Genomic DNA, 25,969 nt, shown 5'->3' with positions numbered 1-25,969 from the left:
TGTCTCATGTTAATTGCAATAGGGGTTAGGATATAGAATAACTGGATGGGTATCCAGTTATTCTCATGAAATTTTAGGCCATCACTGCACGAAGACGTTCGGATAATTCTGTGCCTTCTTTGATCTGCTGGTTAAGTTGGTCACTGATGGTTTGGATGTCTTCTGCTATTGCCTTGCTGCCTACGACCGATTGCGCGACATCACTGCTTGCCTGATCCAACTCTCCAATCGCTTGGTTTTGCTGAGTCACTAACTGGCTGAGATCAGTGATTTCCGACGAGATGGTCTGCACCTGCTCTATCATCTCGCTCAGTTCAGTTACTGTGGTCTGTATTGTCTTCTGGCCAGAATCAATTTCCTGCTGGCTGTGGTTGATCAAGGCGCGGATTTCTTCCACTGAGTTACTGGTTTTCGAAGACAATTCGCGAACCTGATCCGCAACCACGGCAAAACCACGACCATGTTCACCTGCCCTCGCCGCTTCAATTGCCGCATTGAGTGCCAACAGATTGGTCTGTTCCGCCACAGAGGTGATCAATTCGATCACCGACACTACTTTCTGGTTGCTGTTGTCGATGTTGGCGATCGCGTCCGTCGAGGCGTTTAACATATCTGAGCTGCTTTCTGCCTGTTGTTTAATCGCCTCGGTCTGAACAATAACTTGTTCCATAAAGTTCACCGACTCCTGGGTAAACGATGACAACTGTTCGAGCTGCTGACTCATCTCTTCCGCAGCACTGGCCTGAGAAGCACTATTAATTCCCAAAGATTGCACGTTGCTGTCTAACTGAGAGGCCTGCGTATTCACCTGATGGATCACCTCATCCAACTCCCGGACACTGTGATTTACCGCCACCAGCATATTGTCCATTTTCTTTTCGCCCGCTGACGCTTTATCCGCTTGCAGTGCACTCTCCTGCTGAGCTTTTTCTGCGCGGGAGATGGCGCTCTCCTTTTGCTTAGAAGTAAAGTTCTGGGCAAAACAAATTACAAACAGGGGCAGCAACATCCCCGACCAGATTTCAATATTTTGCTTGGACTCGGAAAGTAAAATGGTCGGGAAGTGATATCCCGTGGTGTGCAAATACGTCATTGAAGCCGCGATGACCAATATGACAACGCTCCACGCTAAAGCCATAGCCCGTGAAGCGGAAAGGTAGAAAGCCACAATCAAGAGCGGTGCCCAGAATGACTGGGTAGAATCGACAATACCGCCACTTTGGTAAATGATGTTGATAGCGTGAACCACCATGCCCAAAAAGCCAATATTGAGAGCCAGCGTAATCATTTTGCTGAACCGAAGCGTGGCCAGCGCTAACACTTCAATGACAACAAGAGTTAAAGATGTGAGAAATAACGAAGCGTGCCCGTTTGTCTGCCACTTAATCGCACTGTAGAGTCCGACAATCAGAGCAACGACAGAGAACACTGCAGTGATCTCTGCTTTTCTGAGGGTATTGCGAGAGAGCTGTTGAGAGTTATAAATAAAATGGTGCCACATACCGTTGTTTTCCTTAATTATTCGAGTATTCAGAAAATTGGTCCTTTGACTTCACTCATCGGACCAATTTTAAGAAGTTAACAAATAATTAACAAGAGATATTAGAGGAAAGGCTCTAAAACTGTGGGCTAGCTATCGTTAAAACTATCGCTAACGATAACGGCCTTTTTTAGCGCCAGTTGCTTTACCTGCCAAAGCAACGAGAGTTTTATTGGTGTTGGCATGACAAATCGCCACACCCAGTGCATCGGCCGCATCCGCTTGCGGTTTTGCCGGCAACTTTAACATCGTCATGACCATATGCTGCACTTGTGCTTTGTCTGCGCCACCGGTGCCTACCACAGCTTGTTTGATCAATCGGGCAGCATATTCATAAACCGGAAGATCGGCATTCACTGCGGCGACAATGGCACTTCCGCGAGCCTGACCCAGCTTAAGGGCAGAATCGGCATTTTTAGCCATGAATACCTGTTCAATCGCGAATACATCTGGCTGAAATTGGGTAATGATCTCGCTAACCCCTGCATAGATCTGCTTTAATCGGCCAGGTAACTCCGACTCTGAGGTACGAATACAGCCACTTCCCAAATAATGTAAGTGTCTACCTTGCTGGCGAATAACACCGTACCCCGTAATACGTGAACCGGGATCGATTCCTAATATAATTGACATCTTGTCTCGCCAGTTATTCTAAGGTTGCAGCTACGTCATCAGAAATGTCACCGTTATGGTACACCTCCTGAACGTCATCCAAATCTTCCAGAGCATCGACAAGACGAAGCAGTTTTGGTGCCGTAGTTTTGTCGAGTTCCGCTTTCGTTGATGGTACTAACGTCACTTCAGCGTTATCTGCCTGATAACCAGCAGCATCCAACGCGTCTTTGACCGCGCCAAAATCCGCTGGTGTCGTGTAAACGTCAATCGCACCATCGTCAGCAGTTTCGATATCATCGGCACCCCCTTCTAATGCGGCTTCCATCACTTCGTCTTCATCCAGGCCAGGCGCATAAGAAATGACTCCTTTCTTGTCAAAAAGGTAATTCACGCTGCCGTCTGTGCCCAGATTACCACCCGCTTTAGAAAACGCGTGACGAACACCTGATACCGTTCGGTTGCGGTTGTCAGTCATACACTCAACCATTACTGCCGTGCCCCCCGGACCGTAACCTTCGTAGATGACCGTTTCCATATTGTCATCGCCCTCGCCACCAGCGCCTCGGCTAACAGCTCGATTTACAGTGTCACGGGTCATATTATTGGAAAGCGCTTTATCAATTGCGGCACGCAGTCTCGGGTTATTATCAACTTCTCCACCCCCTTCTTTCGCTGCGACGACGATTTCTCGAATCAACTTGGTGAAGATCTTGCCTCGCTTGGCATCTTGCGCTGCTTTTCGGTGGCGAATGTTCGCCCATTTACTGTGGCCTGCCATGATAAATCCTTTGAGTTCTATGAAATCGGATTACTTTTATGTTGGTATAACTATACAGAATTTAAAAACAAAAACTCCCGCAAATGCGGGAGTTTTCATCAATTGGTTTCGCTCAAGAGGCTAAACGCTGGGTAATTAACCAACCGGTAATTAAGCGTCTTTCTCTTTCGCTGCCGTTACAGCAATCGCTAGCTCTTCAAGTGCAGCTGGATTTGCTACGCTTGGTGCGTCTGTTAGCAGACACGCTGCTGCGGTTGTTTTCGGGAATGCGATAACGTCACGGATGTTCTCTGTCCCACATAACAACATCACTAGACGGTCAAGACCGAATGCCAGACCGGCGTGCGGTGGAGTACCGAACTTAAGCGCGTCTAACAGGAAGCCAAACTTCTCGCGTTGCTCCTGCGCATCGATGCCAAGAATTTCGAATACTGCTGACTGCATTTCAGCATTGTGGATACGAACGCTGCCACCGCCCACTTCATAGCCGTTTAGAACCATGTCGTATGCGTTTGAGTTAGCGGCTGCCGGATTCGCTTTTAGCTCTTCCGCATTTACGCCAAGAGGAGACGTGAATGGGTGGTGCATTGCGTGCAGGTTACCTTCATCATCTTCTTCGAACATTGGGAAGTCAACAACCCAAAGTGGTGCCCACTTAGACTCGTCAGTAAGCTCAAGATCTTTACCCAGCTTAAGACGTAGTGCGCCCATTGCTTCTGCAACCGTATTTGCTTTGTCTGCGCCAAATAGAATGATGTCACCAGACTCTGCATTAGTACGCTCAAGAATGCCGTTGATCACATCTTCGTTCAGGAATTTAGCCACTGGAGATTGGATACCTTCCATGCCCGCTGCACGGTCGTTAACCTTCATCCATGCCAGACCTTTCGCGCCGTAGATACCTACGTACTCAGCATAGCCATCGATTTGCTTACGAGTTAGTGAAGCGCCGCCTGGGACTCGGATAACCGCTACACGACCTTTTTCGTCGTTAGCAGGACCTGAGAATACTTTGAACTCAACGTCTTTTAGAAGATCAGCAACGTCAACAAGCTCTAGTGGGTTACGTAGATCTGGCTTGTCGCTACCGAAACGACGAATCGCTTCAGCAAATGGCATTACCGGGAACTGACCCAGGTCTACGTTCAGTAGCTCTTGCCACATGTCGCGAACCATTTTTTCTGTCACTTCACGTACTTGGTCAGCCGACATGAATGAAGTTTCGATATCGATCTGAGTGAATTCTGGCTGACGGTCAGCACGCAAGTCTTCATCACGGAAGCACTTAACGATTTGATAGTAGCGGTCGAAACCAGACATCATCAGTAGCTGTTTGAATAGCTGTGGAGACTGAGGAAGTGCGTAGAACGAACCTTTGTGAACACGGCTTGGTACCAGATAGTCACGAGCACCTTCTGGCGTTGCTTTTGTCAGTACTGGCGTTTCGATGTCCAGGAAGCCGTTGTCATCCAGGAAGCGACGCACAAAGCTAGATGCTTTTGCACGCAGCTTGATTCGATCACTCATCTCTGGGCGACGCAGGTCGATGTAGCGGTACTTCAGACGCTGTTCTTCAGTGTTAGTTTGGTTGAAGTCTAAAGGCAGTACGTCGCTGCGGTTAATGATTTCAAGACCTTTTGCAATAATCTCAACTTCACCGGTCGCCATGTCTTTGTTGACCTGACTCTCTGGACGCACACGAACTTCACCAGTTAGCTTGATGCAGAATTCGTTACGAAGTTGGTTCGCTACTTCATAAGCATCAGCCATATCTGGATCAACAACAACCTGAACGATACCTTCACGATCTCGCATATCAATAAAGATAAGACCGCCTAAATCACGGCGACGGTTTACCCAGCCGCACAGTTCTACAGTTTGTCCTGCAAGGGACTTGTTCAGGTGACCACAGTAATGGCTACGCATAATGAATTTCCCAATTTCCGATTGTTTATATGAAAACGTTTATATGAAATCTATATTGCGGGTGACGGCGTCAATGTCGCCTACTCAAACACCACCCACAAAATCAAAGGTTCATTTATACTCGGAAAATCGTCTAAAATCGACCTAATTTGACAGAATTGTTGTGTTTAATTGCCTGTTGCCACGCCAGAACACCTGAAACGAATAAAATATCAACAAATCCTGTTGCTATCGCCCTGCGGTAAATGACGGAATGAGACAAAGGAATCAATATGAGCGATCTTAAAATGAGATTGGGTTTGACCATGTGGTCTCACAGCGACTGGCAACATTCTTTCTACGGCAAAGGCACCAAACCAGCAGAGCGTCTCGAGCGCTATGCCTCGGTATTTCATACTGTCGAAGGTAATACCACGTTTTACGCTACCCCTAACGTAAAAACCGTTGCGAGTTGGAATCAGGCAACTTCAGATAAGTTTCGCTTTACCTTCAAACTCCCTAAAGTCATTACCCACGAGCGTATGTTGAACCAGTGCCAGGATGAACTGTTGGCCTTTTTACAGGTGATGGCACCATTGCATCATAAAATTGGCATGTGGACGATTCAATTGCCCAGTAAGTTCTCTCCCGCTGACCTTCCTGCTCTTCAAAACTTCTGTTCCAAGTTTCCTTCAGATATGAAACTTGGAGTCGAAGTTCGTCATTTGGGCTTCTTCAATAAATCTGATGAAGAGCGCGCATTTAACCATTGGCTAATGGAAGAACACATCGACCGAATTATTATGGACTCTCGGCCAGTATTCGCCGCGAAGCCAGATACTGCGGCGGTCATCGACGCACACGAGAAAAAACCTAAAGTCCCAGTGCATGCCATTGCTACTGCTGACCATCCAATGATCCGCTTTATCGGGCACCCAGATATGGAGGCCAACCTGGCTTTCTTTAAGCCATGGCAGAAAAAACTCGCTCAATGGATAGTAGAGGGCAAACAGCCTTATTTAATGATTCACACACCCGATAATGTGGAAGCGCCAGAACTGGCAATGAAGCTCTATAATCAATTCAAAGTGTCTCAGCCTGGAAACCTCGACCTGACTGATCTGCCAACGTTTCCAAGCCTTCGAGATGATCATCAAATTTCAATGTTTTAACGCGAACTGAGCCATAAAAGCCACTTGCTACAGCAGTAATGACATCTCGCCTCAAATGACGTAAAATGCGCGCCTTTTTTATCGCGCCTAATTTTTAGCGAGTTCGTCTACTCTTGATGACAATCATCAAAAGAGTACACGTAAACGGCAATGGGGAACCTTAACATGCAGAATAAAGACAACATTTTCTCTGCTCCTATCGACAAGATTGGTGATTTCACCTTTGATGAGCGAGTAGCGGAAGTCTTTCCGGATATGATCCAGCGTAGTGTACCTGGCTACAGCAACATTATTTCTGCAATTGGTATGCTCGCTGAGCGTTTTGCCAAACCGCATTCCACCATTTACGACTTGGGTTGCTCACTTGGTGCGGCCACATTGTCGATGCGCCGTAATATCAGTCAAGAAGGCTGTCAGATCATCGCGGTAGATAACTCATCTGCGATGGTTGAACGCTGTAAACTGCACGTTAACGCTTATCGCTCAGACACTCCGGTTAGCGTCGTAGAGGCCGATATCCGCAACATCGACATCAAAGACGCCTCTGTCGTTGTGTTGAACTTCACTCTGCAATTCTTATCGCCAGCCGATCGTCAGGCGCTGTTGGAAAAGATCTATGCAGGTCTGCGCCCGGGCGGTATTTTGATTCTTTCTGAGAAGTATGTATTTGAAGATCAGAGTGCGAATGAACTTCTCATCGATTTACATCATGACTTCAAACGAGCCAATGGTTACAGCGAACTGGAAATCAGTCAGAAACGCAGTGCGATTGAGAATGTCATGCGTCCAGATTCCGTCGCTGTTCATAAACAGAGATTTAAAGACATTGGTTTTAGCAGCTATGAAGTGTGGTTCCAGTGTTTCAACTTTGGTTCGATGTTCGCCATCAAGTAACCCCCTGACTTATGACTCCTTGCCAACTAACAACAAGTAGAGAACGCCATGTTTAACTTTGCAAATTTTTACCAGCTTATCGCGCAAGATACACGACTGCAGCCTTGGCTGAATATTCTGCCGCAGCAGTTGACTGACTGGCAAAATGCACAACACGGTGACTTTGACCGCTGGTTGCGCGCGTTGGCAAAAATCGATCTAGGTCAGCCTGACACAATCGATATCAAAGACAGCGTAACCATCAGCCATTCAACGCCAATTTCTGTCGGTGAAAAGAAAAAACTGGAGAGCCTACTGCGTACATTTCACCCATGGCGCAAAGGTCCGTATACCGTCCACGATATTCACATCGATACGGAGTGGCGCTCAGACTGGAAATGGGACCGCGTACTGCCGCACATCTCACCACTGAAAAACCGTTCTGTGTTGGATGTAGGCTGTGGTAACGGCTATCACATGTGGCGCATGCTGGGTGAAGGTGCACGTCTGTGTGTGGGCATCGACCCGTCCCACCTTTTTCTGGTTCAGTTTGAAGCAATTCGCAAACTGATGGGGGGGGACCAACGTGCTCACCTACTCCCACTGGGTATCGAGCAACTGCCTGAATTACAAGCCTTTGACACCGTATTCAGCATGGGTGTTCTGTATCATCGCCGCTCACCGCTAGACCATTTGATTCAGTTGAAAAATCAGTTGCTACCGGGCGGGGAATTGGTGCTGGAAACTCTGGTCATTGAAGGGGATGAGAACGCCGTCTTAGTGCCCGTCGATCGCTATGCGCAGATGCGAAACGTTTACTTCTTCCCATCCGCTCTGGCTTTGAAAGTTTGGCTTGAGAAAGTCGGCTTTGAGAACGTCCGTATTGTTGATGAAAATGTAACAACGACGGACGAGCAACGTACGACTGACTGGATGACTCACAATTCACTTCCTGAATACCTGGACCAGAACGATCCTTCCAAAACAGTCGAGGGCTACCCAGCACCACGCCGTGCAATATTAATTGCTGAAAATCCAAGCAATTAGCGACAAAATAATGCTGATTGTGTCACATCTTTTCAGCATTTGACCTGCCACTTATAACTCTGACGTAGCTCTGACAATAGGGAGTATCCTACTCCCTGTTTGATAAGCTAAAATCCCCGCTAAATTATTCCAGTTCCATAACTTGTTTTAGGGTTTAAGATGTACAAACGCTTGGCACCACTTGTCGCCATCGGTTTACTTTCCGGATGCTCCACAGTCAATCACCAAGAACTGCACCAGAATACGTTAACTGCAATAGAACAATCAGAACAACGCATTGAAAATCGCCTGACCAACCTTGATCTTCAGCTAAGTAACCAGACTGACTATATCGACAGTCTAGAGTCAGAAATTATTGTCCTTACAGAGAAGCTCGAAGCACTGGAAAATCAGCAGATGGATGGCTCTGATAGTGCCGACCAGTCAAAACCTCTTCCTGCCATTATCGCCGTGCCGTCCATTTCCAGCCCGGTTGTCCTGGGCTCTGTTGAAAAAGTGGAAATTGACATGCTAAACCGCTCTTTCGATGCCCGAGTCGACACTGGTGCCGTGACCTCGTCACTGAACGCCGTTGACGTTCAGGCATTTGAGCGTGATGGCAAGCAGTGGGTTAAATTTCATTTAGTCGACGACAAGGCAAAACAGCAAGAAAAACGCTGGATCGAAGCTCCTGTGGTCAGACACGTCAAAATCCGCCAATCCACCAGTGACAAAATGGAGCGCAGAGCTGTCATCGAATTGTGGATCCGTGTAGGAAAAATCCATGAAAAAGCGCAGTTTACACTGGCGGATCGCTCGCAAATGACCCACCCTATACTACTAGGAAGAGAATTTATTAAAGATATTGCTTTAGTGGATGTAAGTCAGCAATATATACTTTCATCTAACAAATAATCCTCTTTTGAATAACACTTTCAGGGAAAGCAATTAGAATAATAAGGTTGTTTATGACGTCACGAATTCCGTTTTATTTGTCAGTCGCGTTACTGATCGCCGCAGGTATTGCGCTCAGTGTCCTCAGACACGAGACATATGGTGTTCCTTGGACCCCTGGCGAGACTCGCCAGGTTTGGGATATCGAAGCCAGAGTGGAGTTTAATGCCATTGGAAAACCAGCAAAAGTCTCTCTAGCCGCCCCTTACACTCAGGAAGGGTTCACGCTGATTGGCGAATCCGCGTCTTCTCCAGGTTACGGCGTCTCTTACGTTGATTCAGACATCGGTCGCCGCGCAGAATGGTCTATCCGACAAGCCCAAGGTCCTCAGACCATTTACTACAAAACCCAGTTCCTTGTAGACGATCAGGCACTGGCAAACTCAACACCCCCTAGCGAAGAAATCATTAAACCTACATTTGATGGCCCAGAAGAAGCCGCCGCTATCGCTCTGGTTGAGCGCGCTAAGTCCCGCTCTTCTGACAACATCACCTTTACTCGTGAACTCATCAAAGCGCTTAACGATGGGGACAGCCAGAACTCTGCACTTATCCTCAACAATATGACTAAGTTGCAAGCGGCTTCTAAGCTTATCTCTTTTGCAGAAGTACCAAGCAAAATCGTAGGGGTTATTGAGCTTGAAGATGGACGTCGTCGCCAATCGAGTCAGCAAATGCTACAGGTGTGGGATGGCCAGAAATGGCAAATATTCTCGCCTCAAGCCTCAGAAGGTAAGAAAAAGCAGAATCTGTTAGTTTGGGATGAATCCAACGTATCTCTGCTTGACGTTGTTGGCGGTAAAGACAGTAAAGTGCACTTTACGATGCTAGCTCAAGAAGTGTCAGCTATTGAGGCCACCAACAATAAGGTGGATGCCGATGGCCTACTCAACTTCTCTATCCACAGTCTGCCACTGGAAGAACAAGCGATGTTTAAAACCATCATGTTGATTCCAATTGGTGCCTTGATTGTGGTGTTCTTACGTATTCTTATAGGTCTGAAAACTTCGGGAACCTTTATGCCGGTGCTGATTGCAGTGGCATTCGTTCAGACTCAGTTAGTCACCGGTATCGTCGGCTTCTTATTGATTGTTGGAACAGGTCTGGTCATTCGAAGCTACCTGTCGAAACTGAACTTATTGTTGGTAGCACGGATTTCCGCGGTCATCATCACGGTAATCCTCATCATCTCTGTGTTTACCGTTGTCGCCTTTAAGATTGGCCTGACCGAAGGTCTGTCCATTACCTTCTTCCCGATGATCATCTTGTCATGGACTATCGAACGTATGTCGATTCTGTGGGAAGAAGAGGGAGCGAAAGAAGTGGTACTACAGGGCGGTGGCTCACTGCTAACTGCAGTGCTGGTCTATCTGGCGATGACCAACCCGTATATTCAGCACCTGACGTTTAACTTTATCGGTCTGCAACTGGTGATCCTTGGCGGTATTCTGATGCTGGGTACGTACACGGGTTACCGATTGACTGAGCTACGCCGCTTTAAACCTCTTACGGAGGACTGATTTATGCTAAGAAAGCTAACAAGTCCTTTTAAGTTGAGAGACCGCGGTATCATGGGAATGAACCAGCGTAACCACAGCTATATTGGACGCTATAATGATCGCTCCAAGTATCCATTGGTGGATGACAAGCTAAAAACCAAGATCATCGCGGAAAAAGCCGGCGCAACCACACCTGCACTGATTGGTGTTATTCGCAGTCAGGTAGAAGTGAAGACAATCCACAATATGGTTAAAGATTGGCCGGGCTTTGTTATCAAACCTGCTCAAGGCAGTGGCGGTAAAGGCATTCTGGTGGTTACTGAGCACAAAGATGGGGTTTACACCAAACCATCGGGTGCAACAATCAATAAAGAAGATGTTGAGCGTCATATCAGTAATGCGCTTGCAGGTCTGTTTTCTCTGGGTGGCAAGAACGATGTGGCTGTAGTCGAAAACTTGATTAAGTTCGATGACTGCTTCGACGGTTTCAGCTACGAAGGGGTTCCGGATGTACGTATTATTGTATTTCAGGGCTATCCTGTGATGGCGATGATGCGACTCTCTACCTCGGCCTCTGATGGTAAAGCCAATCTTCACCAAGGAGCGGTTGGGGTTGGTATTGATATTGCGACAGGCAAAGCTGTGCGCGCAGTACAGTTTGATCAACCAGTTACGCATCACCCTGATACGGGCAAAGAGCTGGCCACGTTGGCCGTCCCTCACTGGGACCGCCTGCTCACGCTAGCGTCAAGTGCCTACGAAATGACGGGGCTGGGCTACATGGGTACCGACATGGTACTGGATAAAGAAGAAGGCCCGATGGTACTAGAGCTTAACGCCCGACCTGGTCTGGCAATCCAGATCGCTAATGGTTGCGGCATTTTGCCTCGTCTACGGCACATTGAATCTCTGGGAGAGCCGAACCCGTTTGATTACCCGTCTCCGGCTGAGCGAGTCGCTTACGCGGCTAAGATGTTCGGTCATGCAAACGGCGACTAATCGCTAAAAGTGCCCTAAAATGACTGGTAAAAGCCAGCTCAAAGCAAACAAAGCCTAAAAAAAAGGGTCATCACAAATGTGATGACCCTTTTTTATCTGGCTGGATCAGGTTTTAAACTGATTCATCAATGACTGCTGCTGCGCAGAAAGCTGATTGATCTCTTTGCCCACCTGTTCAGAGTCCCCTGCCTTATCCAGGATCTGGGCACTCAAGTCACGAATGTTACTCACATTCTGATTCACTTCCGCGGACACGGACTGTTGTTCCTCAGCGGCTCTGACAATTTGCGAGTTCATATCATTAATTGCAGAAATGGACTCAAAGATGCTGCTTAACGCCGCTACCGCTTGCTGAACATGGGTTGCGGTAGAGTCTGCCAATTGAGAGCCTTCCTGAATCGCACCGACCACATCTTTAGTGCCTTTTTGCACTCGCTCAATGACCTGTTGGATCTCCCCAACCGAGTCTTGAGTGCGGCTAGCCAGGCTGCGCACTTCATCTGCAACAACAGCGAAGCCTCTGCCCTGCTCTCCCGCCCTTGCCGCTTCGATCGCCGCGTTCAGCGCCAGTAGATTGGTTTGCTCTGAAATGCCCTCAATGACCGCGAGAATCTCGGTAATGTGAGCATTATTAAGCGCCAACTCTTCCACCACAGGAACCGTGGCTTTCATCTGTTCTACTAAACGAACCATTTCATTTGCTGAAAGCTCAACCACTTCCTGTCCCTGACTCGCAGATTCGTTAGCGGACGCTGCTGCCTGAACCGCGACTTCTGCGTTCTGAACCACCAGCGATGCAGTCTGGGTCATTTCTTCCGATGCTGTCGCGACCAGATCGACTTCCCTGAACTGGGCTTCACTACTTTCACGAGTAGCAACCGCCGTAGCGTTTGCTCGTTCAGCGGTTCCGGCAATGCGTTCTGTGGTTGATGCGACTTGTTGAATGGTCGTTTGCAACTTGGCCAGGAAAGCGTTGAACTGCTCTGCCAACTGGCCTATTTCATCACCAGATTTCACTTCCAAACGCTGCGTCAAGTCGCCTTCGCCGCTGGCGATATCTTCCAGTCTGGTCACAACATCTTTAATAGGTTTAACTAATCGAAGAGACATAAGGGCAATAATGATCAACCCCACAACAACAAAGCTTGCCCCCACCAACACCTCAAATACGATGCCTTCTTCTAACTGAGTTGAGATAATGCTATCCAGTTCAATGGCGTCACGCAAAACACTTTCTCGCGGCATATCAAAGAACACACCCCATGTCTGGTTGGCGATGGTGACAGGGTTAAACACGGTCAGCCACTGTCCATCGGAACTCCACTGCGCACTCACTTCCTCGCCAAACATCAGGTCGGTAACTTGTTCTACTGTCAATACCGGGCTCTGATATGCGGTTCCTGGCTTGATACTGGGATCGTCACTGGCAATCACGCTTTCATCCAGACTGATGATGTTGACATGGCCACTGCCAGAAAACAGACTGGCATCAGACTCAATGACCGTGGTCGCCAGTTCCGTCAATTGCAAGTCGATCCCCAAGAAACCGATCAGTGTGTTATCGACGACAATCGGGATCGACAGCGAGGAGATCAGGTGTTGCTGTTCTCCAACCTGAATGAGCCTTGGCGTACTCACGCACGAGGACTCCGTCGCCAAAGGACAGTAGAAGCGCTCACCATCTTGTAAAGCATCTAACTGGCGCTTACTCAAGACACTACGAGCGGCATTTTCACCAGTTGCGGCTATCTGCCAATAGGTAGCAAACTGCCCCTGTTCATTGGAACCGACATAGTCCGCCCCTTCATAGTTTGCGTCTTCGCCATCCAGAAGGTTGGGTTTAAACACCAGGTATGCACCCTGAATCGAAGGAAACTCAATAACCGCCTGGCGAATCATTTCATCAAGGGCGGTACGCAGATCCTCGCTGGGGACGAAGTTTTCTTCCGCATTATATTTTTGGAATTTGGCGTTCGAGATAAGCATTTCCGCGCGATACACTGCCTCGTTGAAGTAGTCTTTGACTTCCCGGGCATTGATTTCAGCACGCGCTTCCAGAAGTGCCTGTGACTTTTCGACCACAGATTGAGAACTTAAGGTTTGGATCGCCTTCTGGCTGTTTATCGCGTTGTATAGTGAAAAGCCGATTAAAGCCATTGAAGTGAACAGCAGGCAACAACCCGCCAAAACCGTGATTTTCCACTGCACGGAGAGAGTTCGCATAGTACATCCTTTTAGCAAACAGAGAGCACATATTGTTTTTATATCGACCAGAAGTCGTAATTATTGAGCGTTTTATTACATCATTTTTGCATCTTAAGCTCAATACAAGCGTTGTATGTCATTCTCTGTGGATGCTAGTATTTTGCCTCTGAGAAAAATCACAGGATTAGTGAGAAAATGAAAGTCATTAGCTTCAATATCAACGGCCTCCGAGCTCGTCTTCACCAACTGCAAGCATTAATTGATAAACACCAACCTGACGTGATAGGCCTGCAGGAAATCAAAGTCCACGATGAAGCTTTCCCGGTCGAAGCTGTCGAAGCCATGGGTTACAAAGTCTATTTTCATGGCCAGAAAGCACACTATGGCGTCGCTATGCTATGCAAACAGGAACCCGCTTCTGTTCAGAAAGGGTTTCCAACCGATAACGAAGACCACCAAAAGCGCATGATAATGGCAACGTTTGAAGACGCGAAAGGCGATAAGGTAACGGTGTTGAATGGCTATTTCCCACAAGGCGATAACATCAGTCATGAAACTAAATTCCCTTATAAAGAAGCCTTTTATAAGGATCTTATGACATATTTGAATGACCACCATAACAACGATGAAAAACTGATTGTTATGGGGGATATCAACATCAGTCCTATCGATTTGGACATCGGCATTGGCGAGCCTAACCGCAAGCGCTGGCTAAAGACCGGTAAGTGCTCATTCCAGCCGATTGAACGTGAGTGGTTACAAACCCTGCTTGACTGGGGTTTTGTTGACACTTTCCGTCAACTACACCCTGACGTTGACGACCAGTTCTCGTGGTTTGACTACCGCTCAAGAGGATTTGATGACAATCGTGGCCTAAGGATTGATGTCGTACTGGCTACGCCTGGTCTGGCAGAGACGTGTACGGAAGCGGGCATCGATTATGAGTTGCGAGGTATTGAAAAACCTTCAGACCACGCACCTATCTGGTCGGTATTTAACTGACAGATTTTGTAAACAATCCGTCGTGATTCCCGCACCTATTCGGGAATGCTGCCAATACAGGCACACACATCCAACGATACCAGAAATACAAAAATCCCCGAGGCTGGCTTTAACAAACTCGGGGATTTCAAATCTGAACTTGGTTGACTCAGACTGGCGTTATTGAGATTCCAATGGTCTCATGTAAGCCAGGAATCGCTTTTCAGCCTTCTTGAATACCCAGAGGATCATAAAGGTTAGCGCCATATAGAACAGGCCTGCCGTCAAAAACGACTCAAACGGAGCGTAATAACGGGAATTCACCAGACGTGCAGCGCCAGTGAGGTCCATAATGGTCACGATACCGGCTACCGCCGAGCCATGCAGCATGAATATAACTTCATTACTGTAAGCGGGAAGCGCCCTTCTTAAAGCGCTCGGCAATATGATCCGTCGATAGGTTTTCCAGGTACTCATACCGTACGCTTTTGCTGCTTCCACCTCGCCTTTTGGCAAACCATTAATGGCACCGCGAATGATCTCGGCGGTATAAGCGGAAGTGTTGAGGACAAAGGCAACTAATGCACAGAACCAGGCATGTTCCCAAAGTGTGTCTTTGACTGGGAAGAACTGGTCCATACCGTAGTAAATCAGGTAAAGCTGTACCAGGAGAGGTGTACCACGGAAAAAGTATATAAAGCCCCAAGATGGCAAGTTGATCAAGTAATTGGTGCTGTTTCTCGCGACCGCCAGAGGGATCGCAATACAGAGGCCGATAACCAAGGCTAAACCCACTAGCCACATCGTAGTCCAGAGGCCATCAAGGTAAATTGGGAAACTTTCAACAACTAACGAAAAATCCATATCTACCTCACATGAATACTAAACTTGCGCTCGACAAGCTTCAGGAAGCCGGTAGAAACACTGGTGAACAACAAGAATATGATGGATACCGCCATGTAAAAGGTGAACGGCATTTTGGTAGAACCCGCAGCCAGTGAGCTGACACGTACCATATCCTCTAACCCGATGATGGACACCAGGGCCGTCGTTTTCAGCAAAACAAGCCAGTTGTTGCCAAAACCAGGCAATGCATGTCGGATCATTTGTGGTAGCAGAATACGTCGGAATGCCAGCGCTGAACTCATGCCATATGCTTTAGCGGCCTCCATTTCACCTTTATCCACCGCCATAATCGCACCTCGGAAAGTTTCCGCCATATACGCGCCGAAGATAAAGCCAATAGTCAGAATCCCTGCGATAAACGGAGACACGTCAATATAGTCAGGCAGGTACGATGTCCATTCATGATTGGGATCGCTGGAGGCAAACCAATTGTTTAGCCACTCATTAACAGCGTACAAGCTGTTGTTCAGCAGTATTTGTCCGCCGAAGAAAATCAGCATCATTAAGACGAGGTCAGGAATACCCCGAATGATAGTCGTGTAAAGTGTCGCGATCGCTCGCGCCCATTTATAAGGTGCTAATTTTGCAAGCGCACCTAACATACCGAGTACCATAGCAAGAATCAGCGATAGTATCGCGACTTCTATGGTGAGTACGGCCCCTTTGAGTATAGAGGCTTCATATCCTTGTAAATCGAGCATAATTCCTTCCAACAGCACAGCTTATTGTTGGTAAGTTTTACTAAATAACACCTGTGACATGTTTTTTAGTAAAAGGGCCTGAGACCAGCTCAAGCCCTTGTCGTTGTGTTTAATTCAGCGATTAGTCGCCGTAAACATCGTAGTTGAAGTATTTCGCAGCAATCTCTTGGTACTTGCCTTTCTCACGTAGAGATTTGATCGCAGCATCAAGTTGCTCAGTCAGATCTTTGTCCTGCTTACGAACTGCGATGCCCATACCTTCACCGAACCACTTAGGATCTGTCAGAGATGGACCTACGAACTCATAAGCATCGCCGCCATCTTTGTTGATCACGCCTTCTTCCAGAGCAGATGCATCACCTAGTACTGCAACGATACGACCATTGGCTAGATCCAGATAAGCTTCATCAAAAGAGCCATAACGAACGATCTCTACCTGACCACCGTAGTTATCTGTCAGGTACTTGTCGTGCGTTGTTGCACGCTGAACACCGATTTTAGCGCCGCTCAGATTGTCGAAGTCCAGACCTGCGCCCTTCTTGGCAATGAATTTGTTCGGGATTTGAGCGTATTTGCCAGTGAAGTCCACTTTCTTCTTACGCTCTTCAGTGATAGACATCGCTGCGATGATAGCATCGTACTTACGAGCAAGAAGTGAAGGAATGATGCCATCCCAATCTTGCGGTACGATCACACACTTGGCTTTTAGCTCTTCACAAAGTGCATTCGCCATGTCTACGTCAAAACCTTTCAGAGAACCATCTGCTTCAGTCCAGCTAAACGGAGGGTAAGCACCTTCGATACCGAAGCGGACTGTTTTCCATTCCTTAGCTTGAGCCACTCCAGTTGCTGCTGTTGCAGCAAGTGCTGCCACCAATAACCACTTTTTCATTTCCATACTCCTGTGATTGAGATTTTCGTTTTTTGATGTTGTGTTTGTTTTTTTAGGTTTCTAGGTCCTAAGCCCTAGAAAGTCATCCTCTGTATTAGTAGATGGATGAGATAAATTGTTGTAAGCGTTCAGAATCTGGGTTCGTAAACAGTTTAGCTGGATCTCCCTGTTCTTCCACCAGACCTTGGTGAAGGAACATCACGTGGTTTGAAACATCGCGTGCGAACGCCATTTCATGCGTCACAACCAACATAGTTCGGCCTTCCTCCGCAAGATCCTGCATCACGCCAAGCACTTCCCCAACCAATTCTGGGTCAAGCGCCGAGGTGGGTTCATCGAACAACATCACTTCCGGCTCCACCGCAAGGGCGCGAGCAATGGCTGCACGTTGTTGCTGGCCACCTGATAGATGCCCTGGGTAGTAATCACGGCGCTCATAAAGACCAACTTTCTTCAACAGTAACTCCGCGTTTTCGATCGCCTGAGCTTTAGGTACCCCGAGAACATGCACCGGAGCCTCGATGATGTTTTCAAGTACGGTCATGTGAGACCACAAATTGAAGCCCTGAAAAACCATTGCCAGACGTGAACGAATTCTCTGAACTTGTTTTTCATTGGCAGGAAGTGATTCACCTGCGCGGTTTTGCTTCATCTCAATCAATTCGCCATTGACCCAGATTTCACCCGCTGTTGGTGTTTCAAGAAGGTTGATACAACGAAGAAATGTGCTTTTTCCAGAACCAGATGAGCCAATGATCGAGATGACATCACCTTTATGTGCAGAAAGGGAAATCCCCTTTAAAACTTCATTTTGACCAAAGGTCTTGTGCAGTTCTTTTATGTCCAGCGCTGGTACTTCATTCATGCGCTTGTGCTCCCTGTATATTATTGACTGCTATGCCTATTCTAGAGGCTTAAGGTACTCCGACCTTTTATATATTCGGTACAAGCTAGCACCACACCGCATGGTTTGCAACAAACCATTAACCTGAATAAGTCGGTCATACAGGCATTGTATCTGACGAATTATGCAATTTAAAGTATTTAAACCGTCAAAATGTGAATAATCTTTTCTAAATGCTGCACATTCAGTCATTGGTGATTTTTTATCCTACCATGATAAGAATTACATTTTTGTTACGTAGAATGTGACTTTGCTAGCATTTAGTGCTGCTTGGGATTCAATAAGCAGTGCATAAGCCCCGCTAATGACCCATTAGCAAACATTATGAACTAGTTGAGTGTTTTGATAGTTAGATCAATATCTCGCCTCTGAACGTACGGTTCAAATAGCAAATTGAGCGTAAAGCAACGTGAATCGATTCTTCCAACATAGGAACTTGGATAGAACCGGTAAGGTGAGGATTATTGATGAAGTGAATATTGTTCATAAAATTTTCATACTGAAAGTTGTTTACGCTGATTGTTAATAAAGTGCGCTGTTTCAAACAACTGTTGTAGTTTTCTTTCACATTTTTTCTTAAAGTGATCAAGATCAATCAAGGTCTTACTGTTGCTTGTTAGACTCGGCTCCATTGATATAGCACGAATTATTCACCCCATTATTAGGAATCTCGTCTATTCTTAGCACGTCAATGACGTGCAGCTACCTAGCCATTCGGTGTGAAACAGTTCGTTTATCAAGCCAAACGACTAACTTTTATATATATGAGGAATCTATGTCAGACGCAGTTAACAAAGCGCATTCTGATTCGGATATCGAGACCAAGAGCTATCAAGAGCTTCACCGTCCTTCATCTGAGTTTGCCAGCCGCTCTGAATACCTAGACCACGAACTTCAAATCATGAAACCGCGCCGCTTCGGTCTTAACCTGCCGGGTCGCGATTTCCGTTTTGAACTGGAAGATTTAGTACCTGCACTTGCCGGTACCATCGGCATTATCGCGATGTATTCTGCGGTAATGATGTCATGGGCAGACGGTTTAACCGCTGCTTGGGATCACGTAAACCTTGGTAAAGAATTTGCTATCGAGGTTGCACGTGTAGAAATGCTAATTCCTGCACTTTTGTTCTGTGTTCTCGCATCAGGTTTCATTAACCCAAGAGCCAACCTTGCCGGTAACCACGGCCCGATGATTCCACTTATCGGTTCGATTGCCCTTGCCGGTGCTCACCCTCTTGCTCTTGCAATCCTTCTTGGTGTGTTCGGTCTATTGCTAAGCTACTTCAAAGGCGGCTCTAAGCTCGTTAATCTGACCTCTCAGGGTACAGCAGGTGGCTTATTAATCTTCCTGGGCTTCACCGGTACAATGAGTCAAATCGGTTCGATTCAAGACTGGGCAGTGAGTCTACAATCTGCAGATATCGAAGCAGGAAGCATGGGCTATGTGGGTCTGATCGTACTGGGTATCAACATTGCAGTGTACGCTTACCTGGCTAAGATCAACATGCGTTGGTTGGCTATTCCAGTTTGTGCTATCACTGGTCTTCTGCTTGCACTTGGTCTTGGCGCTGGCTTTGACCTGACGTTTGAAACCGAGATGGGTCTTCCGAACCTGAACCCTGTTTACTGGTGGGGCAGCACGGAAGAAGGCTGGATGCTAGGTCTTCCAAACCTTCAGCACTTCATTGCATCTCTTCCATTCGCAATTCTTGCGGTTGCTATGTGGTCACCTGACTTCCTGGGTCACCGCATCTTCCAGGAACTGAACTATCCGAAGAAAACCGAAAAAGTACTGATGGACGTTGATGACACTATGACCATGTGTTCTATCCGTCAAATGGTAGGTACTGCAGTTGGTGGTGGTAACATCACATCATCTTGGGGTACGTACATGATCCCTGCTGCAATTGCTAAGCGTCCAATCCCTGGCGGTGCAATTCTTCTTGGTTTGATTGTAATGACCGTTGCGGTTCTTGGTTTCCCAATGGACGTTGCGGTATGGCCTCCTGTAATGCGTATTGCACTACTAGTGGGTGTATTCCTACCGCTACTCGAAGCGGGTATGCAAATGGTTAAAGAGAGCAAAGACTCACAAGCTGCGGGGATCTGTATCTTTGCATCAGTAGTTGCCAACCCTGTACTGGCTTGGGCTTTAACCATGTTCCTGGATAATAATGGTCTGATTGGTGACAAAGAGCGTGCTTCTCGTCTATCTTTTGTAGATAAGATCATTATTCCGGTAGGCGTATTTGTTATCTGTCTGGTAGCGATGCTAGCTGTAGGTATGCTAGAAGGCCAGTATGGCATCCCAGCTTTCCTATAATATCTAGTTGATTATTTGGGCAGTGACATTCACTGCCCAAATTTTTATCAATCATTTTTAAGATTTATTGATTTAGTTTAAGTTTTACAATTTATTTTTAGTTTACTATTGATTTTGACGCTGAGAGTGACAATATCTATACCCATACTAACCCTAAGTGGTTATACGATATTTTTATTCAAGTGTACTGGCTCACTCTACAGAGCATGCGTATAAAGCGCACAGTACGTGTTTTTTCTACTAAAAAGGTAGGTATGTCATGGCAGAGCAATTTGCTAAAGCTTGGGAAGGTTTTGCTGCAGGTGACTGGCAAAACGAAGTAAACGTACGTGACTTCATTCAGAAGAACTACGCTCCTTATGAAGGCGACGAGTCTTTCCTAGTTTCTGAAGGTACTGAAGCAACTAACAAGCTTTGGGCTAAGGTAATGGAAGGTATCAAGCAGGAAAACAGCACTCACGCTCCTGTTGATTTTGACACTTCTGTTATCTCTACCATCACTTCACATGATGCGGGCTATATCAACAAAGACCTAGAAACTATCGTTGGTCTACAAACTGAAGCGCCTCTTAAGCGTGCAATCATGCCTAACGGCGGCGTGCGCATGATCGAAGGTTCTTGTAAAGCATACGGTCGTACGCTGGACCCACAAGTTTCTAAAATCTACTCAGAGTACCGTAAAACACACAACCAGGGTGTTTTCGATGTTTACTCTCCAGATATCCTAAAATGTCGTAAGTCTGGTGTTCTGACTGGTCTTCCAGATGCATACGGCCGTGGTCGTATCATCGGTGACTATCGTCGTGTAGCACTATACGGTATTGACTTCCTAATGAAGGACAAAGTTGCTCAGTTCCACTCTACTCAAGAGAAACTAGAAGCTGGCGACGATCTACAAATGACTATGCAGCTGCGTGAAGAGCTTCAAGAGCAACACCGCGCACTAGGTCAAATGAAAGAAATGGCAGCGTCTTACGGCTTCGACATTTCTGGTCCTGCGACAACTGCACAAGAAGCAATCCAGTGGACTTACTTCGGTTACCTTGCTGCTGTTAAATCTCAAAACGGCGCGGCAATGTCTCTAGGTCGTACTTCGACTTTCCTAGACGTTTACGTTGAGCGTGACATCGCTGCAGGTCTTATCACTGAAGAACAAGCTCAGGAAATGATCGACCACTTCGTAATGAAACTACGTATGGTTCGCTTCCTACGTACTCCTGAGTACGATGAGCTATTCTCTGGCGACCCAATCTGGGCAACAGAGTCTATGGGTGGTATGGGTGTTGACGGTCGTACGCTTGTTACGCGTACAAACTTCCGTTTCCTAAACACGCTATACACTATGGGTCCTTCTCCAGAGCCAAACATCACTGTACTTTGGTCTGAGCAGCTACCTGACGGCTTCAAGAAGTTCTGTGCGAAGGTATCTATCGATACTTCTTCTATCCAGTACGAGAACGATGACCTAATGCGTCCAGATTTCGACAACGATGACTACGCTATCGCTTGTTGTGTATCACCAATGGTTATCGGTAAGCACATGCAGTTCTTCGGTGCTCGTGCAAACCTGGCTAAGACTCTTCTATACGTTATCAACGGCGGTGTAGACGAGAAGCTGAAAATCCAAGTTGGTCCTAAGACTGAAGCAATGACTGACGAAGTACTAGACTTCGATAAAGTTTGGGCTGGTCTAGACAACTTCATGGATTGGCTAGCTAAGCAGTACGTGACTGCGCTAAACGCAATCCACTACTCACACGACAAGTACAGCTACGAAGCCGCTCTAATGGCACTTCACGATCGTGACGTTCGTCGTACTATGGCATGTGGTATTGCTGGTCTGTCTGTTGCAGCTGACTCTCTATCTGCAATCAAATACGGTCAAGTTAAGCCTATCCGTGACGAAGACGGTATCGCAATCGACTTCGACATCTCTGGCGACTACCCTAAATTTGGTAACAACGACGCACGTGTTGATGACATGGCTTGTGAACTTGTTTCTATCTTCATGGGTAAAATCCGTAAGCTTAAGACTTACCGCGATGCAGTTCCTACACAGTCTATCCTTACTATCACTTCAAACGTGGTATATGGTAAGAAGACAGGTACTACACCAGACGGTCGTAAAGCAGGTGCTCCATTCGCTCCAGGTGCTAACCCAATGCACGGTCGCGATGAGAAAGGTGCTGTAGCTTCTCTTACTTCTGTAGGTAAACTACCGTTTGCTGATGCTAAAGATGGTATCTCTTATACTTTCTCTATCGTTCCAAACGCTCTAGGTAAAGAAGAAGACAGCCAACGCGCTAACCTTGCGGGTCTAATGGATGGTTACTTCCACCACGAAACTGGCATTGAAGGTGGTCAACACCTAAACGTGAACGTTCTTAACCGCGATACTCTAGAAGACGCTGTTAAGCACCCTGAGAAATACCCTCAGCTAACAATCCGTGTATCTGGTTACGCTGTTCGCTTCAACTCTCTAACTGCAGAGCAACAAGCTGACGTAATCGCACGTACGTTCACTGAATCTCTATAATCCAGCATTATACTGATTGAGATAAAAACCTCGCTTCGGCGAGGTTTTTTTATGCCTACCTCTCAATACCTTTTGTTAATTCTCACCGGTTAAGGGTTGGTTACAATTTCGCAAAGTTATTGATTTGTTTTCACTCTCAGATCACTGACGCCAAATTCCTAAACGTGTCACTATCTCTTCAACCAACGCATCTCTACTAGCCGTATTTGAAGAGAATGACCCAAAAATGAAATACATCTCCCTAATGACCGCGCTCATATTCAGTGCTGGTGCACTCTCATCAGAGCGCTCTACGGTCTCTTTCTCCATCGACAACGATGGTATCTTTGGCACCGACGAAGACTATACCAATGGTATTTTTTTGTCCTACACCACAGGCGCCATTAGCCCATATTCGCTATTTCGCCCTTTGAGCCTTTCCTATTGGGGGGCTAACTCGGTGGACAAATTTGAATTTCAGCTGGGGCACAAAATGTGGACCCCTTCTGATATCGAGTCAACAGAACCCATAGCCAATGACCGTCCTTATGCTGGATACTTCCATGCTGAGCTCAACTATATCAGTCTTCACCCACAGCAGGCCCAGCGCTTTAATCTCACGTTAGGAGCGACCGGTGAAAGCTCGTTTGCCGACAAAGCTCAGCAGCTTGTACATTCTCTTGTTGGTTCCAAAGAGCCTAACGGTTGGGCGTATCAAATCGAGGACCAGTTTGCAGGCAGCATTGGCTACCTGACTCACCTCAACTGGAAACGACAACCTGCTTCTGGCAGTACCAGCTGGGAAATATCCAACGTCACAGAAGCGAATTTGGGCAATTTCAGAAGTGATGTCTCTACGGGTGCGATGTTGCGCTGGGGCACCGATTTGGGAGGTAATTTCGGCTCAGCGAATATCAGCACCGAAAACCCATTCAAAGCCGGAATGATAGGCGCTTCTAATAGAGGTTGGTTTAGCTACTTTGGTCTGAAGGCACGCTATCGATTTAATGATGTCACCATTCAGGGCGATCGGCCCGGCATTCCAGAGCCCAGTGAAGCTTATGATGTAACTTTGCAGCCCCTTCAGGCAGAAGCCGTATTGGGTCTGGCCTGGTACAATCAATATGTCGGTATCAATACCTTTATTGCTTCTAAGACTACCGAATATAAAGAAGCCCCGGGCTTAATCAATGGCAATGGTGGTCTCTCATTCTTTGCATTTTTCTGATCCTCACCCGCTCTGGTTATCAAACCAGAGCGAACTCCTACCGTTAAACGTGACTAAGCCGTTTTAAACTTAGAGCACTCTTCAAACAGCTCGGTGGAACGTTTGTCAACCAGGTCACTGGTCTGTTTTAGACTTTGGTTGCCTTGTTCCAGCTCCGCCATGGATTCATTAATCTGGGCCATACTGCTGGCCATGGATTGTGATGTCGTTGCAAGCTCTTTCACTGACGCGAAGATCACCTCGGTTTGCGCACTGGTTTCCTGAGCTTTGCTGAGTATCAGTTCTAAGGCACTCTTAGCTTGACCACCCTGCTCACGTCCAAGCTGCATCGATGAATCAGACCGCTCAATGAACTGAATCACTTGTGCGCTTTCATTCTTCATGGTGTCAATAGTACCGGAGATTTCTTCGACAGCCTGTACCGTTCTGACGGCCAGACTTCTCACTTCATCAGCAACCACTGCGAACCCGCGCCCCTGCTCCCCTGCTCTTGCGGCTTCAATCGCGGCATTAAGGGCAAGTAGGTTGGTTTGCTCTGCAATACCGTTGATGATTTCCATCACCGAATCCACTTTTTGAGATGCTTGCTCAAGCTGTTCGATATGTGACGTTGCATGCTCCAGGATCACCCCAACCTCTTCAAAAGAGGCAATAGTCTCTACGATAATCTCACCGCCCGCCTGTGCAGATTCTGCCGAAGCACGACTGATTGAAGCGACATGTTCCAGAGAGTTGGAAATCTCCTGTGTGGTGACGCTAACTTCTTCGGTAGCAGAAGCAAGTAATTGGGTTTGGTCCATCACTTCACTTTGATGTCGGCCGAGTTGAGTAATACTGGTATCCAACTCTCCAGAGTTACTCGACAGCTTCTGACTATTGGTTTTCACGCCTTCCACCAGCGTACCAAGGTTGGCACAACTGATATTGATAGCCTGTTTAAGCTGATTAAACTCGTCACGTTGATTTTTCGTTACCGAGATTCTGGCAGAAAGATCGCCCTGTTCGACCAGTTTGAGCGTAGCGAGAGTTTGTTTAACCGAACGCGATAGCGACAAATTGGAGGTCAGAAATATCGCGGTAGTAAACAATGCGAGTAGCGAGCAAGCGACCCCCACAGAAATTTGAGTGACGCTCGACACTTCAGCGGCCTGGCTACCAAGCGTCTGGGCCTGGTTATTTAATACCTTGGCACCTGCGGTGAAAGAACTCAGGGTTTCCGCCTGAGCTTGCTCCAGTTTTTGTTCAAGGTTGACCAACGTGCCTGTTAGCTCCACGACACGTTTAAAGCCCAAGTCAAGCGCTTTCACCTCTGCTTCATAAAGCTCAAGCATCGCGTAACTGTTGGACGCATTGACGAAGCCAGCCAAAGCGCGTTTAAATCCTTTTTCGTTCTGCTCCACCGGTTCAATCAGGTACTCTTGCAATGTCGTCACGACTTTTTGAAAGTCGGACGTGAGCGTCACCATCCCCGTTTCTTTAATCGCGGCGTTGATTCTGGCATTGTTCTGCTGAAGCTGACCAAGGAGACCATCATTCACATGAAAGCCCAGTTCGGATTTTAGTGATAGCCAGGGGCTAATGTTGAATATGAACCGTTCTAACGTCCCCTGAATGGCTTCACTTTCAGTAATAAATCCATTTGTCTCCAAGTGACGCCAATCGAGTTCAGCACTTTGCTCTAACTCTTCCAGGCTCAATTCAAAAGCGTCCATTGTGTCAGAGGTGAGCGCTGAGCGCTGATTCACAGTTTCGAGCAACCTAACTTGTGTTGTCGCTAGATGGGCACTGGCTCTCTCCATTTGGCTACTGCTGATAAACTTTCCACTCAATGACGACAGTGAATTAAAAATAAAAAGCACCAAAATGATGAACCCTGACCAAAGTGTGATCATAGATAAGGATGTTTTCTGTTTCTGCGACAATGCCACTTCCATGCGATACTCCATACAGCAA

General features: G+C 47.0%; 20 protein-coding genes. 10 read left to right on the top strand and 10 right to left on the bottom strand.

Annotated elements, in window-relative coordinates:
• Positions 1-73: 73 nt before the first annotated feature.
• The 4 genes from C4S60_RS14095 to aspS all read right to left on the bottom strand — a co-directional run bounded on the left by C4S60_RS14095 (position 74) and on the right by aspS (position 4,859).
• Positions 74-1,501: a methyl-accepting chemotaxis protein gene (locus C4S60_RS14095; RefSeq protein WP_103881001.1), complete on the bottom strand. Its 1,428-nt coding sequence runs from the start codon at positions 1,499-1,501 to the stop codon at positions 74-76.
• 150 nt (positions 1,502-1,651) lie between these two features.
• Positions 1,652-2,173, bottom strand: coding sequence for a crossover junction endodeoxyribonuclease RuvC (gene ruvC / locus C4S60_RS14090; protein ID WP_103881000.1), 522 nt, complete (start codon positions 2,171-2,173; stop codon positions 1,652-1,654).
• 13 nt (positions 2,174-2,186) lie between these two features.
• Positions 2,187-2,933 carry a YebC/PmpR family DNA-binding transcriptional regulator gene (locus C4S60_RS14085; RefSeq protein WP_103880999.1) on the bottom strand — a complete coding sequence of 249 codons (747 nt, stop codon included), beginning with the start codon at positions 2,931-2,933 and terminating at the stop codon, positions 2,187-2,189.
• A gap of 150 nt (positions 2,934-3,083) precedes the next feature.
• On the bottom strand, positions 3,084-4,859 hold the full coding sequence (aspS, locus tag C4S60_RS14080) for an aspartate--tRNA ligase (protein ID WP_103880998.1): 1,776 nt from the start codon (positions 4,857-4,859) through the stop codon (positions 3,084-3,086).
• Between the two features lie 272 nt (positions 4,860-5,131).
• On the opposite strand from aspS, the gene C4S60_RS14075 reads away from it, so the two are divergent.
• The 6 genes from C4S60_RS14075 (at position 5,132) to C4S60_RS14050 (ending at position 11,361) form a co-directional block, all read left to right on the top strand.
• On the top strand, positions 5,132-6,010 hold the full coding sequence (locus tag C4S60_RS14075; RefSeq protein ID WP_103880997.1) for a DUF72 domain-containing protein: 879 nt from the start codon (positions 5,132-5,134) through the stop codon (positions 6,008-6,010).
• A gap of 165 nt (positions 6,011-6,175) precedes the next feature.
• Positions 6,176-6,904 carry a carboxy-S-adenosyl-L-methionine synthase CmoA gene (cmoA, locus tag C4S60_RS14070; RefSeq protein WP_103881029.1) on the top strand — a complete coding sequence of 243 codons (729 nt, stop codon included), beginning with the start codon at positions 6,176-6,178 and terminating at the stop codon, positions 6,902-6,904.
• 48 nt (positions 6,905-6,952) lie between these two features.
• Complete coding sequence (gene cmoB, locus C4S60_RS14065) at positions 6,953-7,930, top strand: tRNA 5-methoxyuridine(34)/uridine 5-oxyacetic acid(34) synthase CmoB (protein WP_103880996.1); 978 nt, start codon at positions 6,953-6,955, stop codon at positions 7,928-7,930.
• A gap of 159 nt (positions 7,931-8,089) precedes the next feature.
• Positions 8,090-8,824, top strand: coding sequence for an ATP-dependent zinc protease family protein (locus tag C4S60_RS14060; protein WP_103880995.1), 735 nt, complete (start codon positions 8,090-8,092; stop codon positions 8,822-8,824).
• A 53-nt stretch (positions 8,825-8,877) separates the two neighbouring features.
• Complete coding sequence (locus C4S60_RS14055; RefSeq protein WP_103880994.1) at positions 8,878-10,383, top strand: inactive transglutaminase family protein; 1,506 nt, start codon at positions 8,878-8,880, stop codon at positions 10,381-10,383.
• 3 nt (positions 10,384-10,386) lie between these two features.
• A complete protein-coding gene (locus tag C4S60_RS14050) occupies positions 10,387-11,361 on the top strand; it encodes an alpha-L-glutamate ligase-like protein (protein ID WP_103880993.1) in 975 nt (324 codons plus the stop codon).
• A gap of 105 nt (positions 11,362-11,466) precedes the next feature.
• On the opposite strand, the gene C4S60_RS14045 is transcribed toward C4S60_RS14050, so the two are convergent.
• Positions 11,467-13,584 (bottom strand): methyl-accepting chemotaxis protein, encoded by a 2,118-nt coding sequence (locus C4S60_RS14045; RefSeq protein ID WP_103880992.1) that lies wholly within the window; start codon positions 13,582-13,584, stop codon positions 11,467-11,469.
• A 177-nt stretch (positions 13,585-13,761) separates the two neighbouring features.
• Between C4S60_RS14045 and xthA the strand changes: the two genes are divergently transcribed.
• Entirely contained in the window at positions 13,762-14,568 is an 807-nt protein-coding gene (xthA, locus tag C4S60_RS14040; protein WP_103880991.1) for an exodeoxyribonuclease III, read from the top strand.
• A 159-nt stretch (positions 14,569-14,727) separates the two neighbouring features.
• Here xthA and C4S60_RS14035 read toward each other — a convergent pair whose 3' ends face one another.
• The 4 genes from C4S60_RS14035 to C4S60_RS14020 all read right to left on the bottom strand — a co-directional run bounded on the left by C4S60_RS14035 (position 14,728) and on the right by C4S60_RS14020 (position 17,911).
• Positions 14,728-15,411 carry an ABC transporter permease gene (locus C4S60_RS14035; RefSeq protein WP_103880990.1) on the bottom strand — a complete coding sequence of 228 codons (684 nt, stop codon included), beginning with the start codon at positions 15,409-15,411 and terminating at the stop codon, positions 14,728-14,730.
• 2 nt (positions 15,412-15,413) lie between these two features.
• Entirely contained in the window at positions 15,414-16,154 is a 741-nt protein-coding gene (locus tag C4S60_RS14030; RefSeq protein ID WP_103880989.1) for an ABC transporter permease, read from the bottom strand.
• Between the two features lie 121 nt (positions 16,155-16,275).
• Positions 16,276-17,046, bottom strand: a complete 771-nt coding sequence (locus tag C4S60_RS14025) for an ABC transporter substrate-binding protein (RefSeq protein WP_103880988.1) — start codon at positions 17,044-17,046, stop codon at positions 16,276-16,278.
• 94 nt (positions 17,047-17,140) lie between these two features.
• Positions 17,141-17,911, bottom strand: a complete 771-nt coding sequence (locus C4S60_RS14020) for an ABC transporter ATP-binding protein (RefSeq protein ID WP_103880987.1) — start codon at positions 17,909-17,911, stop codon at positions 17,141-17,143.
• A gap of 814 nt (positions 17,912-18,725) precedes the next feature.
• Here C4S60_RS14020 and C4S60_RS14010 point away from each other — a divergent pair.
• The 3 genes from C4S60_RS14010 (at position 18,726) to C4S60_RS14000 (ending at position 24,016) form a co-directional block, all read left to right on the top strand.
• Positions 18,726-20,273, top strand: coding sequence for a DUF3360 family protein (locus C4S60_RS14010; protein WP_103880985.1), 1,548 nt, complete (start codon positions 18,726-18,728; stop codon positions 20,271-20,273).
• Positions 20,274-20,532: 259 nt separating this feature from the next.
• Positions 20,533-22,809, top strand: coding sequence for a formate C-acetyltransferase (gene pflB, locus C4S60_RS14005; RefSeq protein WP_103880984.1), 2,277 nt, complete (start codon positions 20,533-20,535; stop codon positions 22,807-22,809).
• A gap of 226 nt (positions 22,810-23,035) precedes the next feature.
• The gene (locus tag C4S60_RS14000) at positions 23,036-24,016 is read left to right on the top strand and encodes a lipid A deacylase LpxR family protein (protein ID WP_103880983.1); all 981 of its coding nucleotides are present in this window, start codon (positions 23,036-23,038) and stop codon (positions 24,014-24,016) included.
• A 53-nt stretch (positions 24,017-24,069) separates the two neighbouring features.
• Here C4S60_RS14000 and C4S60_RS13995 read toward each other — a convergent pair whose 3' ends face one another.
• On the bottom strand, positions 24,070-25,950 hold the full coding sequence (locus C4S60_RS13995) for a methyl-accepting chemotaxis protein (RefSeq protein WP_103880982.1): 1,881 nt from the start codon (positions 25,948-25,950) through the stop codon (positions 24,070-24,072).
• Positions 25,951-25,969 lie beyond the last annotated feature (19 nt).

Origin of the sequence: Vibrio hangzhouensis (genome assembly GCF_900107935.1) — a bacterium.
GTDB lineage: Bacteria > Pseudomonadota > Gammaproteobacteria > Enterobacterales > Vibrionaceae > Vibrio > Vibrio hangzhouensis.
This window is presented reverse-complemented; position numbering and strand designations above follow the sequence as displayed.